The sequence below is a fragment of the Agromyces seonyuensis genome, from assembly GCF_009789225.1.
In the GTDB taxonomy this organism is placed as follows: Bacteria; Actinomycetota; Actinomycetes; order Actinomycetales; family Microbacteriaceae; genus Agromyces; species Agromyces seonyuensis.
The window spans coordinates 42,023-56,946 of record NZ_WSTA01000013.1; the positions used below are offsets into that span (position 1 = coordinate 42,023).

The window sequence follows — 14,924 nt, forward strand, 5'->3', positions numbered from 1 at the left end:
TCGGTCCTTCGGGACCGCGGGGCCGTTCGGGGGAACGGCTCCGCGTCGAGGTGCGCGGTGGCCGGCGGTGCGCGTCGCAGTTCGGGTGCTCGACGTCGCGCCGACCGGCCGTGCGCGGGAGGAAGCCCGGGCCGATCGGCCCGCTGATCCCGCGCCGACGAGGCCCTCGCAGTTTCGGGTACTGCGAGGGCCTCGTCCCATCCCATGCGCGGTGCGGCGCCGCCCGGAGTGGCGCTCGAGCCCCACGGCGTCGGGGGCGCGCGACGCGGCGACGCCCGCGGCGATGCTCAGGGCGTCGGTGCGCCCTGGCTCGGATCGATGCCGGGGCCGTGCGCGGCGGCGGGGACGGCGATGCCGGCCGCGAGGAGCGCGGCGACGACGAGCGGAAGCTCCGCCGCGATCGTGCCGAGGGCGAACCCGGCGGCCGCCCCGCCGGCGAAGGCCAGGATGACGCCGCCGTACACGAGGCCGGGCCGAAGGTGCTCTTCGCCGTCGTCGTACCGCCGCACGGCCAGCGCGCGGGCGAAGTAGGAGAACGCCGCCTGCAGGACGAAGGTGACGGCGACGTTGCCGTAGAGCATCCCGCGATCGCGGTGGAAGGCGTTGCCTTGCGCACCGGCCAGGAATCCGAGGCCGCAGGCGATCCAGATCGGCTCGACGGCGTGCAGTGCGGCGAGCACCGCGAGTGCCGAGAGCGACACGGCTTCGACGCCGAGGACGACGCGCGAGTAGTTGCGGCCGCGGCGCTCCAGGAGCGCCACGGCGAGCGCGCAGAGGAACGCACCGGCGGCGAACGCGACGATCGACATGATCGCCGCGGCGAACTGCGGCCATTGTCCGGCTGCGAGACGGTAGCCCGCGGTGACGATGTTGCCCGACTGCACGGTCGCGAACGACTGCACCTGGGTCAGGCTCCACGCGTCCAACAAGCCGGAGAGCACCGCGAGCAGCGCGGCGGTCGTCGGCCGCTCCATGAGGGGGAATCGGGGCGCGGCGCCCGATGTCCGCGGCCTCGGTCGTTCACTGGTCCGGTTCGTCATCGTGGTATCCCTTCGTCGGTTCGTACGCCTGCGGGCACTGTCCGCCCGCCGAGACGGGAGGAGCGCCGTCGGGCACCCGCATCCACGAGGCCCACGGCCACGAGACCGAAGGTGAGGGTGTACCCGGCGACGACGAGCTGCAGTTCGGTCGGTCCGGCGCCGAGCGCCGTCTCGATCGACGGCAGGGCGACGTTGACCTTCGAGAGGTCGAGGATGGTGAGCGTCGTCACCGCCACCGCCACCCAGTAGGCCTGCCGGCGCCGGCGCCCGGTCAGCGGCACGTCCGCTCTCGCGGGCGGCCCGCCGGCCGCGGTCCCAGCTCGTTCGGCGCTCATCCGCTGCCCTCCGTTCGCCGAGGCCGGACCGCTACTCGGGCAGTTCCTGGCCGGCTGCCGCGCGCACGAGGTACTCGGCGTACCAGTCGGGCCAGTCGGGGTCCTCGTGCCCGATGCGGGTTTCGTGCTCGCCATGGGCGGCAGCGGCCGCGCGCAGGGCGGCCGCGAGCTCCGCGACCGAGTCGTAGCGCGTCTGCACGATGCGGCCGGGATGGCGGGTCGTGACCTCCTGCACGAGCCATTCGTTCCCGTCCGGATCGGCGAACGCGACCCAGGAGCCGTACGACGGGCGACCGGTGCCGGGGCCGGGCACTCTGGCGGCGCCGGCGGCGTGGTGGAAGATGCCGGTCTCGTCGTGGAAGACCTCGCTCACCGCGGCGCCGCCTTCGAGCAGTGCCGCGCGAGCGGCCCCGATGTCGGAGGCGACGAGCTGGAGGCCTCGGCTGCTGCCGGGGGCGGCCTCCGTCACCCCGTCGCCGAAGATGATCGAGGCGGGCGAACCGGGCGGGGTGAACTCGACGACGCGGAAGCCGTCCGCGACGTGGAGGTCGGTGTCGAGGGTCCAGCCGAGCCCGGCGTAGAACGCCTTCGCGCGTTCGACGTCGGAGACCGGGATGACGACGACTTCGAGCTTCAGCGCGGGCGCCTCGTCTCGGGTCGCCGCATCGGCGGCAGCGGTGCGCATCGTGGTGTCGACCATGGGAGTGCTCCTTTCGAATCAGGCTTCGAGGATGCGCCGACCGCCGGTCCGGGCGCGCCCGTCGGATACACGTGCCCGACCCCGTGCGACCACCCCCGTCCACGTGCACCGACCTGCGTCCACGCGCGACGACCCCCGTTCACGTGCGCGTGCTCGGGAGCCCGTCGTCGGACCCGGGTGTCCCACGGGTGCCCCCGCGCGCCGGCGAGCGCGAACCTGACGGGGTACCCAGTCGATCGGAGGCCCACCATGTCGTTCACCGTCGCCCATCTCATCGCCGACACGCTCGCCGCCTGCGGTGTCGAGCGCGTCTACGGCCTGCCCGGCGATTCGCTCAACGGCTTCACGGATGCGTTGCGGCGACGTCCCGACATCGCGTGGGTGCACGTGCGCCACGAAGAGGCCGCGGCGTTCGCCGCCGCGGGCGAAGCGGCTCTCACGGGTCGGCTCGCGGTCGTCGCGGCCAGTTGCGGCCCGGGCAACCTCCACCTCGTCAACGGCCTCTTCGACGCCCAGCGCTCCCGTGTCCCGATGCTCGTGATCGCCGCCCACATCCCGTCGGCCGAGATCGGCACGGGCTACTTCCAGGAGACGCACCCCGAGGAGCTGTTTCGCGAGTGCAGCGTGTACTGCGAGCTGGCCTCGACCCCGGAGCAGTTCCCGCAGGTGTTGAACATCGCCGTGCGCACGGCCGTGGAGCGGCAGGGCGTCGCGGTGCTCGTCGTCCCCGGCGACGTCCTCCTCGCCCGGATCGCCGAACCGGCGAGGATCCCGCCGATCCGGGCGAGCGAGTCGACCGCTCGGCCGAGCGATCGCGAGATCGCTTCCGCCGCTGCGGCCCTCGACGCGGTCGATCGCGTCACGATCCTCGCGGGCGCGGGCTGCGCCGGCGCCCACGACGAACTGGTGGCGCTCGCGGCGCGGCTGCGGGCACCGATCGTGCACACGCTGCGCGGCAAGGACGCGGTCGAAGCGGACAACCCGTTCGATGCGGGGATGACGGGGCTGCTCGGGATGCCCGCGGGCTACCACGCCATGCGCCGCGCCGAGGCCCTGCTGATGGTCGGCTCCGACTTCCCGTACCGGGACTTCTACCCGGAGCACGCGACGGTGATCCAGATCGACGACCGGGGCGAGCAGATCGGGCGTCGCATCGCGGTCGACGTGCCGCTGGTCGGCACCGCGAAGGAGACCCTCGCCGCGCTGTCGGCGAGCGTCGCGGCCAAATCCGACGGCAGCCATCTCGACGCCGCCATCCGAGCCCACGCGCACGACGTCCACGGGCTCGAGCACGCGGCGGCGTCCGGCGGATCGCGTCGTCGGATCCATCCGCAGTTCGTCGCGCGCACGATCGACGAACTCGCCGCCGACGACGCCGTGCTCGTGCCCGACGTGGGAACCCCGGTCGTCTGGGCGGCCCGGCACCTGCGGATGAACGGCCGCCGACGTCTGATCGGCTCGTTCACCCACGGCAGCATGGCGAATGCGCTCCCCCAGGCGATCGGGGTGCAGTCCGCCGAGCCGCATCGTCAGGTCATCGCCCTCTCCGGCGACGGCGGACTCGCGATGCTCCTCGGCGAACTGCTGACGCTGCGGCAGTCGGCGCTGCCTGTGAACGTCGTCGTCTTCAACAACGGAGCCCTCGGATTCGTGGAGCTCGAGATGAAGGCATCCGGATTCGTCAATTTCGGCACCGACCTCGACAACCCGAGCTTCGCGGCGATCGCCGCGGCGATCGGCATCCACGCCGAGCGCGTCGACCGGCCGGATCTGGTCCGGCCGGCGATGCGGGCGGCATTCGCCCACGAGGGCCCCGCGCTCGTCGAAGTCATGACCGCGCGCCAGGAACTCTCCCTGCCGCCGCACATCTCGTTCGGACAGGCGGAGGGGTTCGCCCTCTACGCGACGCGGAGCGTGCTGTCAGGTCGCGCGGACGAGCTCATCGATCTCGCACGCACCAACCTCTGAAGAAAGGGAACACCATGAAACTCGTCACGACCGCCGCTGCCGGCGTCCTCGCCGGCGCGGTCGGCACGCTCGCGATGGATCTCGTCTGGTACCGGCGCTACCGCCGTTCCGGCGGGACCGAGCGCTTCCTGGCCTGGGAGTTCGCCGAGGACACGACCTCCTGGGAGACCGCGTCTGCGCCCGGGCAGGTCGGGCTGCGGGCATTCCGGGTCGCACTCCGTCGCACCCCGCCGGACACGTGGGCGCGCCCGACGACGAACCTCGTGCACTGGGCGACGGGCGCCGGCTGGGGGGTCGCCTACGCGCTCGCACGGCGCTCCGTCGTCCGCTCGGAGGCCGCCGCGGCCGCCCTCGGTCCGGCCGCCTGGCTCACCTCGTACGCGACCCTGCCGCTCCTGGGCGTCTACCGACCCATCTGGAAGTACGACGCCCGAACGCTCGCCCGCGATCTCGGGGCGCACACGATCTTCGGGCTCGCCACCGCGACGACGCTCGCCGCCGTCGACCGCTGAACCGGAACGGACGGACGCCCGCGCGCTGCTCCGGCAGCGCGCGGGCGTCCGTCCGTCCTCGTCCGCGTCAGTCGCGGCCGCCGGTGAAGAGGGACAGGAAGAACGTGAACACGTTCAGGATGTCCAGGAAGATCGATGCCGCCAGCAGCGGGGCCGAGTCGACGTCGCTCGAGCGCCGGAGTCGCTGGAAGTCCCAGGCCGTGTAGACCGCGAAGATCGCGAGGCCGATCACGGAGAACAGCACGTCCGCACCGGGGAGGTTCACGAAGATGATCACGATCCCGAACACCAGCAGCGCGAGCAAGGCCCAGGAGGAGACCCGGGCCAGCGGCGCGAGATCGCGACTGGTCGCATACCCGTACGCGCCGAACCCGGCGATGAACAGCGCGGTCGCCCCGCCCGCATGCCACACGGCATCCGGGTTCACGGATGCGTAGTACGCGAGCGTCGGCGCGAGTGCCAGGCCGAGGAGCAGACCGACCGCGCCCAGCAACGCGATCGTGCCGTTCCGCGAGCGGGTCGAGGTCGCGTTCATCGCGATCAGGGCGATGAAGGCCCCGACGAACGCCACGATGCCCGCGACGCCGTTCAATCCCCGACCGGCGTAGGCGCCGACCGTGAACAGCACGGCGGTGCCCGCCACGAAGCTCATGGTCTGTCCGAAGAGCAGCGGTGCGGTGCGGGTCGACTCCTCCTGCGCTCGGACGCCGCCCGTCGGTGGGTTCGGCACGGCGGGTTCGATGGACATGGACATGGTTTCTCCTTCCGGTTGCAGCCGGAGCTGCGATTTCAGCGTCATGACAGCGGATGCTGCCCGCGCGCGGCCGTCGGCGGCGTCGTCCTGCCGACGAGGCTGGATGCCACGGTCACGATGGCCGCGATCGCTGCGGCGACGGTCCACGCGGGAATCCAGGGCGACGCCGCCGCGGCGACCAGCACGGCGGCGGCCGCGACGATCGAGGCCCGGCGCCGCCTGCGGAACAGGACCCACCGGAACGTCTCCAGGCCGAGCAGGAACGACACGGCACCGCCGGCGAGCGCGACGACGGACACGGCGTCCGCCGGCGCGTTCGGGGCGACCGAGACGTCGTCGAGGACGAGCGCGCTCCCGAGGGCGACGAGCACGACGCCGGCCACGATCGGAAAATGGCCGAGGGTGTAGGCGTCGCGTGCGAGCGCCGATCGACGCGCCCGGTCGCTGCTGCCGAGCACCACGGCCGCGTCGGCCGAGAGCCGCCCGAAGAACGCCCACCACAGGCTCGCCGTGGTGAGGAATCCGAGCAGCGCCACGGCGAGCGCCGCCGGAGCCGACGTCCACAGGTCCACGCGGGCTCCGGTGGCCAGGACCGTCTCCCCGAGGGCGATGATGAGCACGAGGTCGTGCCGTTCGGCGAAATGCCGGGCGCTGCCGACCCGCCAGCCGCGGTACTGCGAAGCGGAACGGCCGCCGACGAAGTCGACGACGAACGCTGTGGCCCAGAGCGCGGTCTGCCACGTGCCGCCGAGCCCCGCGCCGATGAACACCAGGCCGATCGACACCGATTGCGGCACGACATCCAGCAGGATCTGCGTGCGCAGCCGCCGATGCGGCCAGGCGATCAGCGCGAACAGGACGAGGTAGCAGCCGCGCACCACCGTGAAGGCGATGGCGAGGATGACGGCGGGGGCGATCCGGCCCGGCAGCTCGTGCCAGGCCTCGGGGATGACGAGCCCGACGACGAAGAGCGCGGCCATCGCGACGAGCATCCCGACCCGCACGAACCCGCGGTCGAGGCGCACCTGGTTGCCGAGCCAGATGAAGGCGCACCACGCCCACCAGAGCATCAGGAGCAGGACGAGCGCCCGTACGAGCGATTTGGCACCCGGGTTCGCCTCCACCAGCGCGACGACGCGGGTGAGGGCGAACACGAACACGAGGTCGAAGAAGATCTCGAACGGCGTCGTGCGGTCGGCGGCGCGCGTCGGAACGGCGGAGCCCCGCACTCGGGCGCGGGCGCCGCTGTGCGTCGTCGCCGTGGCCATGTTCAGCCTCCCGTCCGGTCGCCGGATCGGTCAGGCGGTCGCGTGCAGCGGGCCGCTGAACGCTTTGCGCAGCGAGTTCGGCGCGACCAGGGGCAGCAGCGACGCGAGGAGCTTGCCCTTGACGGACGCCGGATGCCGGGTGAGTTCGACGTCGACCCGCGACCCGGAGTCCGTCGGGACGACCGTGAACGACCAACCGCCGCCGGGGCCGAATACCTTGGAATCGAGCGTCGTGATGTCGACGCGCCCGGCCTCGGCATCCCACTCGTAGTGCGCGTGCTCCCACGCGGACGCGGTGCCCTCGGTGATGTCGGCCCAGTTGGATCCGATGCCGTGCACTTCGAAGTGCTCGGCGTCGATCGTCGGCCACGCCTCAGCGCGGGCGGGCGTGAAGTCGGTCAGCACGCCGATGACCTCGGCGGGGCTGAGGGTGGAGTCGAGGTGGAATCGGATGACGGGCATGGCCATTCCCTTCTGCGAGGCGACCGGTGCTTCCGGGCGCACTCCGACGATCCCGCGCCGGGCCGCTCGAAGGCACCGGTGCCGGTCCCTGGCCACGGCCCCGGGCCGTGCCCGGGCACGGGCCCAGTGGGTTGCACCGGCGCACCGCGATCGCGTCCGAGCGCACGCTGGGGTGCATGGACACCGACACCTCATCCGCATCGGAAACCCCGCGCGAGCGCAGTCGCCTCGCACGGCTCGGTCGCATCGCCCTCCGCGCCGCCGGCATCATCGGCGCCGTCTTCGTCCTGCTCGCCTGCTGGGCCGAACTCGGCGCTCCGATCTTCGTCGGCCGTTGAGCGTCGTGGACCGCCGGACGCCGCGCCCCGGGCGAGCGCCGCCCGGGTCGCCCGGCTGCACGTGCACCGCATCCGCCGTTGTCCGCTCAGGGCGGACGCCCGCCGCCCACGGGGTCGCCGCGGGCCCCACGGGACTAATCTGGATCGACGGCTCGGACGGGCCGGGAACACGGAGGACGCGTGGAGTCGAACGGCGCATTCGGCAAGCGGCTGCTCATCGTCGCATTCGAGGGCTGGAACGACGCCGGCGATGCCGCGACGGGTGCGTTGCGCGCGATCCGGCGCTCGCTCGACCTCGTCGAGATCGCGGCCGTCGACCCGGAGCTCTACTTCGACTATCAGTTCACGCGTCCGACCGTCACGACCGCGCCCGACGGAACCCGGAGCCTCGAGTGGCCGGGGGCCGTGCTGTACGGCCCGACCGGCGCCACGCCGGAGCCCGGCGAGCCGCAGCTCACCGGCCCGGGTGCCGACGCCGCGCACCTCCTCGTCGGCCAGGAACCCGCCCGCACGTGGAAGGGTTTCGCCGCCGAGCTGGTCGACGCCGCGCTCGCCGCGGACGTCGACGGCGTCCTCTTCCTGGGTGCGATGCTCGCCGACGCGCCGCACACTCGCCCGCTCACGGTCTTCGCCTCGAGCGAGAACCCCGAGGTCCGCAGCTCGTTCGGGCTCGAGCGCAGCGAGTACGAGGGCCCGGTGGGCATCCTCTCCGTGCTCGCCGCCGCCGCCGAGCAGGCCGGCCTGCCCACGCTCACCCTCTGGGCGTCCGTGCCCCACTATGTGCACCAGTCGCCCTCGCCGAAGGCCGTGCTCGCGCTGCTGTCGAAGATCGAGGAGCTCACGGGCTGGTCGATCCCCCGCGGCGACCTCGAGCGCGAGGCCGAGGACTGGGTCGCCAACGTCGACGCCCTCGCCGAGGAGGACGAGGACATGGCCGCCTACATCGAGCAGCTCGAGCGCCACCGGGACGCGGTCGACTCCCCCGAGGCCAGCGGCGACGCGATCGCCGAGGAGTTCGAGCAGTACCTGCGCCGGCGCGGCGACGGGCCGGTCGAGCCCTGGCAGCGCCCCGGCTCCTGAGCGGCCGCTCGCGGTCCCCGGTCTCGATACTCTCCTTCGTCGCTCCTCGACCAGCGCAGGCACCCCCGCTGGTCGAGTAGCGAAGCGTATCGAGACCCCGGCACCCTCGTCGGTCGAGTAGCGAAGCGTATCGAGACCCCGGCACCCTCGTCGGTCGAGTAGCGAAGCGTATCGAGACCCCGGCGCCCGGTCTCGAGACGCTCCTTCGTCGCTACTCGACCAGCGGGCAGAGCTCGACCAGCGGCCGAGCCCTCAGGGCTGCAGGATCCCCATCGACAGCAGCACGAGCAACGTTCCGCCGAGCAGGATGCGGTAGATCACGAACGGCAGGAAGCTGCGCTTCGAGATGTAGCCCATGAAGAAGGCGATCACGAGCAGCGCGACGATGAAGGCGACGACCGTCGCGACGGCGGTCTCGATGCCCGAGAACACCGACGGCTCGTCGAGGCTCGACACGAGCTGGAACAGGCCGGAGGCGAACACGGCCGGGATGGCCAGCAGGAACGCGTACCGCGCCGCATCCGCTCGCTTGTACCCGAGGAAGAGGCCCATCGTGATCGTGCCGCCCGAACGCGAGACGCCCGGGATGAGCGCGAGCGCCTGCGCGAGGCCGTAGAGGATGCCGTGGCCGTAGGTCAGGTCGCCGAGCGTGCGCCGCTTCGCGCCTACCCAGTCGGCGACGCCGAGCAGGATGCCGAAGACGATGAGCATCGTCGCCACGATCCAGAGCGAGCGGAACGTCGTCTCGATCTGGTCCTGGAAGAGCAGGCCGAGGATGCCGATCGGCAGCGAGCCGATGATGATGAGCCAGCCCATGCGGGCATCCGGGTCGTTGCGCGGGATGCGGCCCCAGAGTGCCAGCCACCAGTGCGAGATGATTCGCACGATGTCGCGCCAGAAGAAGATGACGACGGCCGTTTCCGTGCCGAGCTGCGTGATCGCGGTGAAGGCCGCGCCCGGATCTTCGGCGTTCGGGAAGAACTCGCCGACGATGCGCAGGTGCGCACTCGAGGAGATCGGGAGGAACTCGGTCAGGCCCTGGACCAGACCCAGGATGAAGGCTTCGAACACGGTGCTCCGGATTCTCGTGGAGTGGCCGGGGGCGCGACGCCGCCCGGCGCGGGTCAGTATGCCAGCAGCAGGTCGCGCAGGACCGCGCGCCCGAAGGACAGCGAGTCGAGGGGCACGCGCTCGTCGACGCCGTGGAACATGGCCGGGAAGTCGAGTTCGGCGGGCAACCGCAGCGGCGCGAACCCGTAGCCGGCGATGCCGAGCTTCGAGAGCGCCTTGTTGTCGGTGCCGCCGGAGAGCAGGTACGGGAAGACCTGCGCGCCGGGGTCGTGCGCGCCGAGCGCGGCGGTGACGGCGTCGACGAGCGGGCCACGGCTCGGCGCTTCGAGGCCGACGTCCTGGTGGACGATCTCGATCTCGATGTCGGGCCCGACGATCTCGGCGACAGCGGCGAGCACCGCATCCTCCTCGCCGGGCAGCGTGCGGATGTCGACGAGCGCCTCGGCCCGATCCGGGATGACGTTGTGCTTGTAGCCCGCTTCGAGCACCGTCGGGTTGGTCGTGGTGCGGAGCGTGGCCGTGATGAAGCCCGACGCCGAACCGGTCGCGAGCACGATCTCGTCCGGGTCGGAGGTCTCGGGGTCGACCCCGAGCACGCCCGCGACCGCGGCGACGAGCTCGCGCGTCGTGCGGGTGAGCCGCACGGGCCACTCGGTGCGTCCGAGCCGCGCGACGGCCTCCGCGAGCTTCGTGACGGCGTTGTCGTGGATGACGCGCGAGCCGTGGGCGGCCGTGCCGCGGGCGACGAGCCGCACCCAGATGAGCGACTTCTCCCCCGTCTGCAAGAGGTACGCGCGCTGCCCGCCGACATGGATCGAGTAGCCGCCGACCTCGCTGATCGCCTCGGTCGCCCCGGCGAAGAGATCGGGGTGGTGGTCGACCAGCCAGTGGGCGCCGGCGAGACCGCCGGCCTCCTCGTCGGCGAAGAATCCGACGACGAGCTCGCGCTCGGGCAGCCGCCCGGAGCCGAGGATGTCGCCGAGCGAGGTCAGGATCATGGCGTCCATGTCCTTCATGTCGACGGCGCCGCGGCCCCAGAGCATCCCGTCGCGGATCTCGCCCGCGAAGGGATCGACGCTCCAGTTGCGGGGGTCGGCGGGCACGACGTCGAGGTGGCCGTGGAGGACGAGCGCCGGCTTCTCGGCATTCGCGCCCGGAACGCGGGCGACGACGCTCGTGCGCCCCGGAGCGGACTCGAACACCTGCGGGGTCAGGCCGATGCGCCGTAGTTCGGCTTCGACGTACCCGGCCGCCTCGGTCTCGCCGTTGGAACGGCCCTCGCCGTGGTTCGTGGTATCGAACCGGATGAGGTCCCGGGCGATGCGGGCCGTCGCCTCGAGCTCGGCGTCGGGATGACGGTCGGAGGGGCGCTGCATGGCTTCCACGCTAGTGCCAGCCCGCAGGTCGCCCGATCCGAAGCGGCATCCTCATCCGCCCGGACGACGCGGAGCGCCGACGGGCGGATGAGGCGGATCGGTCAGTCGAGGGCGATCAGGTAGCCGTCGCCGTCGAAGTCGTCCGGCAGGATCTCCAGGGAGTTGACCGCGTCGTCCGCGAGGACGACGACGAGGTTGCCGGTCACAGGCACGCCGGGGGTCAGTTCGACGAAGTCGAGCGCGGGCTCGGGCGCCGTGAGGAACGCGTAGGACACGGGCCAGCCCTCTTCGTCGACGACCGTGATCGGGGCGCTGTACACGTCGCCGACGCCTGCGCCCGTGTACGTGTAAGTCGCGTTCACGATCGCGTAGGACGTGCCGGGCTCGGGCGCGTCGTTGTACTCGTCGGCGGCGAGGACGGCCTCGGTCGCGCCGAGCTCGATCGAGTTGACGACGATCTCGTATTCGGCGCCGACGAGCGTCTCGCCGAACTCGGCGGACTGCATCTGCGAACCGAGCGAGTCGCCGCCGGTGCCCGATCCGCCGTCCTCGAGCGATTGCTCGAGCTCGTCGAGCTGATCGACGAACGAGTCGGACGACTCCACCGCGCCGCCGATGAGCGCGACCGCCAGGATGATCGAGACGATCACGCTGATGATCGTCGCGCCGACGGAGACGGCGATCGCGGTGATGCCCATCCACTTCGGCTGGCGCTTGACGAGCGAGATGATGCCGAGCACGATGCCCGTCAGCAACAGCAGGTACCCGAGGAAGCCGACGTACGGGACCCACGCGACGAGGGCGCCGACGCCCGCGGCGACGAGGGCCAGGATGCCGAGGAGCTTCGAGTCGCCGGTCGGCGCGGCGCCGTACTGCGAGGCGCCGTAGGGCGTCGCGCCGTACGGCTGCGGAGCCGGGTAGGCCGGCGCGGCGTACTGCGGCTCCGGGTACCCCGCCGCCGCGAACGCCTGCGGCTCCGGGGAGGGCTGCGGCGCCGGGTAGGACGGGACGGCCGGCGTCGGCGCGGCGGGAGCCTCGCCGTAGGCGGGACCGTACGACGCGCCCTGACCGGCCTCCGACGGAGCGGGTGCGACCGGAGCCGAGGCGGCGGGAGCCGTGAACGCGGGCGCGGCCTCGGCCGCCGGCGCGGGGGCCGCCTCCGAGACGGGGATTGGAGCAGGGGCCGGCTCGGCGACCGCCGGTGCGGGCGCGACGTGCTCCGTCCAGGTCGCGCCGTCCCAGTAGCGGATCGTGCCGGTGCCGTCGTCGTACCAGCCGGCCGCAGGCGCGTTGGAAGCAGGAGAGGTCGGGTCGCTCATGGCTCCGATGATGGCAGATCTCCCGGAACGGGGGTCACGACCATGCACAGGCTGACCGGGCCCGACCGCGGGGCGCTCGTCCGTGCGGCGCGGGTTCGCGCGGGTGCGCGGGCGGCGTCCGCACGGCCGTGCGGATGAGGCATCCTCGACATGTCGGCAGGGTGGCTCGTGGACGAACGCCCCGGAAAAGCGTGCTAGAGTCTTCTTCGGCCCGAGGGACACCGCAAGGAAGCCCGGAGGGTCAAACCCAGAGTTTCGACTCCGGAACGTGCATGCGCGGGTGGCGGAAATGGCAGACGCGCTAGCTTGAGGTGCTAGTGCCCGAAAGGGCGTGGGGGTTCAAGTCCCCCCTCGCGCACGTTGACGGAAGAGGCCGGGTCCCATGGATCCGGCCTCTTTCTCTGTTCGGAATCGAAACTCGGGGACGTGCTCGCGCGGGTGGCGGAAATGGCAGACGCGCTAGCTTGAGGTGCTAGTGCCCGAAAGGGCGTGGGGGTTCAAGTCCCCCCTCGCGCACGTCGACGGAACGGCCGGATCCCATCGGATCCGGCCGTTCGTCGTTTCCGGGGGCGTTCCGCCCGCGCGTCGGCCCGGTGCGGAAGGATCGCAGCATGACCGACGCCGACGAGACGCCCCTGAGCGGCGGGAACAGCGGCGACGTCGTGCGGGTCAGCGACACCGTCCGCCGCACGGCCGCGCTATGGACTCCGTCGGTGCACGCACTGCTCGACGCCTACGGCCGAGTCGGCATCGAGGGCGTGCCGCGACCGCTCGGCACCGACGAGGACGGCCGCGAGGTGCTCGCGTTCCTCCCGGGAGCACTCGCCGAGGCCGCGCCCGACGCCTGGGCGCCCGCGGTGCTCGACGATCTCGGCGCGCTGCTCGGCCGGCTGCACGAGGCGAGCGTCGGCCTCGCCGGGCATCCGGGTCCCTGGCGCCTCGCCGCGCACGAACCGGCCGAAGTCGTCTGCCACAACGACGTCGCGCCCTACAACGTGCTGCTGGGCGCCGACGGCCGCTTCGCCGGACTCATCGACTTCGACGCGGCCTCCCCCGGCCCGCGCGCCTGGGACCTCGCCTACGCCGTCTACCGGTTCGCTCCGTTCGTCGAGGATGCTCCGCCCGCCGCGCCGACGGACCCCGCGGAGCGCCGCGCCCGCGGGCAGCGGCTCCTCGACGCCTACGGCGGAGGCATCCGTCTGGTGGAGCTCGCCGCGACCCTCGTCGTCCGGCTCGACGAACTCGCCGAGTGGACCGATCGGCACGCCGCGACGACCGGACGGAGCGAGCTGCACGCCCACGCGGCGATGTACCGCCGCGACCGGGACCGCATCGCGCAGAACGGTTTCGGCGACGGTTTCGGCGCAGCCGGGCGGGAGCCCGTCGCCGACTGATCCGAGTGCGGACGGACGGGTGCTCCGGCTTGCATCCTTCGAACATCTGTTCGAATATCGAGTATGCCCGTTTCCGCTCCGCTCCGCTCCCCCGGCACCGACCGGGTCGCCGAGCTGCAGGCGCGCATCCAGGGCATGCAGGCGACCAAGCTCGGCCGCGAGCTGCCCACCCACCCCGCGATCGCCGCGGTGCTCGGCGGCGGGCTCCGCGAGGGCGGCGTCTACCGGGTCGCGGGTGCGACGAGCCTCGTCATGGCGATGCTCGCCGGTCCGAGCGCCGCGGGCCGCTGGTGCGCCGTCGTCGGCATGCCCGGCTTCGGCCTCGAGGCGGCCGCGCGCACGGGCATCCGGCTCGATCGGCTCGCCCTCGTGCCCGAACCGGGGGCGAACTGGCTCGCGGTCGTCGCGGCGCTCGCCGACGCCGTCCCGATGATCGCGCTGGCGCAGCCCGGCCGTGTCGGGCAGGCCGAAGCGAGCCGGCTCGCGGCGCGGCTGCGGCAGCGCGGCGGGGTGCTCGTCACGACGGGCGAGTGGCCGCAGGCCGAGGCGTCGGTGCGCATCGCCAGGAGCGACTGGCACGGCCTCGGCGACGGCCACGGGCTGCTCGCCGACCGCGAGGCCCTCGTCGAGCGCTCCGGCCGCGGCGGGTTCGGCCCGGCGCATCGGGTGCGGCTCGCACTGCCCGACGCCTCGCTCGCGGTCTCCGTGCTGCCGGAGGCGCCCGAGGTCCCCGTCGCACCGGCGGGCGGCGCGCCGCTGCTCTCCCTGGTGCCGCCGCTGGCCGAGCCGACGGGCCCCGAAGCGGATGCCGCGGTGCGGTCCGACGCGGAGATCGCCGCCGCCGAACTCGCGGCGCGCATCCGCTGGGCGGGCGGCACGCGGCGCACCGGGCGCGCCCGCGACGGGCGGCGGGCCGGATGACCCCCGAACGCACGATCGTGCTGTGGTGCCCCGACTGGCCCGTGCACGCCGTGATCCGCGAGCACGGCCTCGACGCGGGCGCGCCGATCGCCCTCATCGACCGCGGCCTCGTCTTCGCCTGCTCGGCCGCGGCCCGCGCCGCCGGCGTCGCCCGCGGGCTGAAGCTGCGCGAAGCGCAGTACCGCTGCCCCGAAGTGCTCGTCTTCGACGTCGACGCCGACCTCGACGCCCGCTCGTTCGAGCCCGTCGTGCGCGCGGTCGAGGCGGTCGTGCCCGGCGTCGAGGTGCGCCGGCCGGGGCTCCTCGCGATGCGGGCCCGCGGCCCCGTGCGCTACTACGGCGGCGAAGACGCGGCGGCGGCCGCGCTCCTCGCGACCGCCGCGGCC

16 protein-coding genes and 2 tRNA genes are annotated in these 14,924 nt (G+C 72.8%); 9 read left to right on the forward strand and 9 right to left on the reverse strand.

Features of this window, described 5'->3' with window-relative positions; all coding sequences use genetic code 11:
• Nucleotides 1-287: 287 nt before the first annotated feature.
• The 3 genes from GB864_RS04655 to GB864_RS04665 all read right to left on the reverse strand — a co-directional run bounded on the left by GB864_RS04655 (nucleotide 288) and on the right by GB864_RS04665 (nucleotide 2,075).
• Entirely contained in the window at nucleotides 288-974 is a 687-nt protein-coding gene (locus GB864_RS04655) for a DUF1275 family protein (RefSeq protein WP_160423182.1), read from the reverse strand.
• A 62-nt stretch (nucleotides 975-1,036) separates the two neighbouring features.
• Entirely contained in the window at nucleotides 1,037-1,375 is a 339-nt protein-coding gene (locus tag GB864_RS04660; RefSeq protein WP_419672769.1) for a hypothetical protein, read from the reverse strand.
• 31 nt (nucleotides 1,376-1,406) lie between these two features.
• On the reverse strand, nucleotides 1,407-2,075 hold the full coding sequence (locus GB864_RS04665; protein ID WP_236778881.1) for a VOC family protein: 669 nt from the start codon (nucleotides 2,073-2,075) through the stop codon (nucleotides 1,407-1,409).
• A 249-nt stretch (nucleotides 2,076-2,324) separates the two neighbouring features.
• Here GB864_RS04665 and poxB point away from each other — a divergent pair, with 249 nt between their 5' ends.
• Nucleotides 2,325-4,043, forward strand: a complete 1,719-nt coding sequence (gene poxB / locus GB864_RS04670) for a ubiquinone-dependent pyruvate dehydrogenase (protein ID WP_160423183.1) — start codon at nucleotides 2,325-2,327, stop codon at nucleotides 4,041-4,043.
• Nucleotides 4,044-4,057: 14 nt separating this feature from the next.
• A complete protein-coding gene (locus tag GB864_RS04675) occupies nucleotides 4,058-4,555 on the forward strand; it encodes a hypothetical protein (RefSeq protein WP_160423184.1) in 498 nt (165 codons plus the stop codon).
• Between the two features lie 67 nt (nucleotides 4,556-4,622).
• On the opposite strand, the gene GB864_RS04680 is transcribed toward GB864_RS04675, so the two are convergent.
• The 3 genes from GB864_RS04680 to GB864_RS04690 are packed head-to-tail and all read right to left on the reverse strand — an operon-like array spanning nucleotide 4,623 to nucleotide 7,039.
• Nucleotides 4,623-5,303: a Bax inhibitor-1/YccA family protein gene (locus tag GB864_RS04680; protein WP_160423185.1), complete on the reverse strand. Its 681-nt coding sequence runs from the start codon at nucleotides 5,301-5,303 to the stop codon at nucleotides 4,623-4,625.
• A gap of 47 nt (nucleotides 5,304-5,350) precedes the next feature.
• Nucleotides 5,351-6,577, reverse strand: a complete 1,227-nt coding sequence (locus tag GB864_RS04685) for a low temperature requirement protein A (protein ID WP_160423186.1) — start codon at nucleotides 6,575-6,577, stop codon at nucleotides 5,351-5,353.
• Between the two features lie 30 nt (nucleotides 6,578-6,607).
• A complete protein-coding gene (locus GB864_RS04690; protein WP_160423187.1) occupies nucleotides 6,608-7,039 on the reverse strand; it encodes a hypothetical protein in 432 nt (143 codons plus the stop codon).
• 176 nt (nucleotides 7,040-7,215) lie between these two features.
• On the opposite strand from GB864_RS04690, the gene GB864_RS04695 reads away from it, so the two are divergent.
• Together GB864_RS04695 and GB864_RS04700 are read left to right on the forward strand one after the other, a co-directional pair.
• Entirely contained in the window at nucleotides 7,216-7,377 is a 162-nt protein-coding gene (locus GB864_RS04695) for a hypothetical protein (protein ID WP_160423188.1), read from the forward strand.
• A 180-nt stretch (nucleotides 7,378-7,557) separates the two neighbouring features.
• Nucleotides 7,558-8,457, forward strand: coding sequence for a proteasome assembly chaperone family protein (locus tag GB864_RS04700; RefSeq protein ID WP_336603878.1), 900 nt, complete (start codon nucleotides 7,558-7,560; stop codon nucleotides 8,455-8,457).
• Between the two features lie 252 nt (nucleotides 8,458-8,709).
• Here GB864_RS04700 and GB864_RS04705 read toward each other — a convergent pair whose 3' ends face one another.
• The 3 genes from GB864_RS04705 to GB864_RS04715 all read right to left on the reverse strand — a co-directional run bounded on the left by GB864_RS04705 (nucleotide 8,710) and on the right by GB864_RS04715 (nucleotide 12,223).
• Nucleotides 8,710-9,528: an undecaprenyl-diphosphate phosphatase gene (locus tag GB864_RS04705; RefSeq protein WP_160423189.1), complete on the reverse strand. Its 819-nt coding sequence runs from the start codon at nucleotides 9,526-9,528 to the stop codon at nucleotides 8,710-8,712.
• Nucleotides 9,529-9,581: 53 nt separating this feature from the next.
• Nucleotides 9,582-10,904 (reverse strand): M20/M25/M40 family metallo-hydrolase, encoded by a 1,323-nt coding sequence (locus tag GB864_RS04710; protein ID WP_160423190.1) that lies wholly within the window; start codon nucleotides 10,902-10,904, stop codon nucleotides 9,582-9,584.
• Nucleotides 10,905-11,005: 101 nt separating this feature from the next.
• Nucleotides 11,006-12,223, reverse strand: a complete 1,218-nt coding sequence (locus tag GB864_RS04715; protein ID WP_160423191.1) for a DUF2510 domain-containing protein — start codon at nucleotides 12,221-12,223, stop codon at nucleotides 11,006-11,008.
• Between the two features lie 274 nt (nucleotides 12,224-12,497).
• Here GB864_RS04715 and GB864_RS04720 point away from each other — a divergent pair.
• From GB864_RS04720 to GB864_RS04740, 5 genes are all read left to right on the forward strand, one after another.
• Nucleotides 12,498-12,581, forward strand: a tRNA-Leu gene (locus GB864_RS04720).
• Between the two features lie 74 nt (nucleotides 12,582-12,655).
• Nucleotides 12,656-12,739, forward strand: a tRNA-Leu gene (locus GB864_RS04725).
• A 95-nt stretch (nucleotides 12,740-12,834) separates the two neighbouring features.
• Entirely contained in the window at nucleotides 12,835-13,617 is a 783-nt protein-coding gene (locus tag GB864_RS04730; RefSeq protein WP_160423192.1) for a phosphotransferase, read from the forward strand.
• A gap of 63 nt (nucleotides 13,618-13,680) precedes the next feature.
• Nucleotides 13,681-14,538, forward strand: coding sequence for a hypothetical protein (locus tag GB864_RS04735; RefSeq protein ID WP_160423193.1), 858 nt, complete (start codon nucleotides 13,681-13,683; stop codon nucleotides 14,536-14,538).
• Nucleotides 14,535-14,924, forward strand: a 390-nt coding sequence (locus tag GB864_RS04740; RefSeq protein ID WP_473808260.1) for a Y-family DNA polymerase, incomplete at its 3' end; no start/stop codon positions are given. The genes GB864_RS04735 and GB864_RS04740, both read left to right, overlap by 4 nt.

Excerpts from the sequence above, each read along its gene's own strand:
- GB864_RS04690 (WP_160423187.1), bottom strand. The coding sequence starts at position 7,039 with ATGCCCGTCATCCGATTCCACCTCGACTCCACCCTCAGCCCCGCCGAG.
- GB864_RS04655 (WP_160423182.1), bottom strand. The coding sequence starts at position 974 with ATGGAGCGGCCGACGACCGCCGCGCTGCTCGCGGTGCTCTCCGGCTTG.
- GB864_RS04735 (WP_160423193.1), top strand. The coding sequence starts at position 13,681 with ATGCCCGTTTCCGCTCCGCTCCGCTCCCCCGGCACCGACCGGGTCGCC.
- GB864_RS04665 (WP_236778881.1), bottom strand. The coding sequence starts at position 2,075 with ATGGTCGACACCACGATGCGCACCGCTGCCGCCGATGCGGCGACCCGA.
- poxB (WP_160423183.1), top strand. The coding sequence starts at position 2,325 with ATGTCGTTCACCGTCGCCCATCTCATCGCCGACACGCTCGCCGCCTGC.
- GB864_RS04730 (WP_160423192.1), top strand. The coding sequence starts at position 12,835 with ATGACCGACGCCGACGAGACGCCCCTGAGCGGCGGGAACAGCGGCGAC.
- GB864_RS04685 (WP_160423186.1), bottom strand. The coding sequence starts at position 6,577 with ATGGCCACGGCGACGACGCACAGCGGCGCCCGCGCCCGAGTGCGGGGC.
- GB864_RS04675 (WP_160423184.1), top strand. The coding sequence starts at position 4,058 with ATGAAACTCGTCACGACCGCCGCTGCCGGCGTCCTCGCCGGCGCGGTC.
- GB864_RS04680 (WP_160423185.1), bottom strand. The coding sequence starts at position 5,303 with ATGTCCATCGAACCCGCCGTGCCGAACCCACCGACGGGCGGCGTCCGA.
- GB864_RS04710 (WP_160423190.1), bottom strand. The coding sequence starts at position 10,904 with ATGCAGCGCCCCTCCGACCGTCATCCCGACGCCGAGCTCGAGGCGACG.
- GB864_RS04695 (WP_160423188.1), top strand. The coding sequence starts at position 7,216 with ATGGACACCGACACCTCATCCGCATCGGAAACCCCGCGCGAGCGCAGT.
- GB864_RS04660 (WP_419672769.1), bottom strand. The coding sequence starts at position 1,375 with ATGAGCGCCGAACGAGCTGGGACCGCGGCCGGCGGGCCGCCCGCGAGA.
- GB864_RS04715 (WP_160423191.1), bottom strand. The coding sequence starts at position 12,223 with ATGAGCGACCCGACCTCTCCTGCTTCCAACGCGCCTGCGGCCGGCTGG.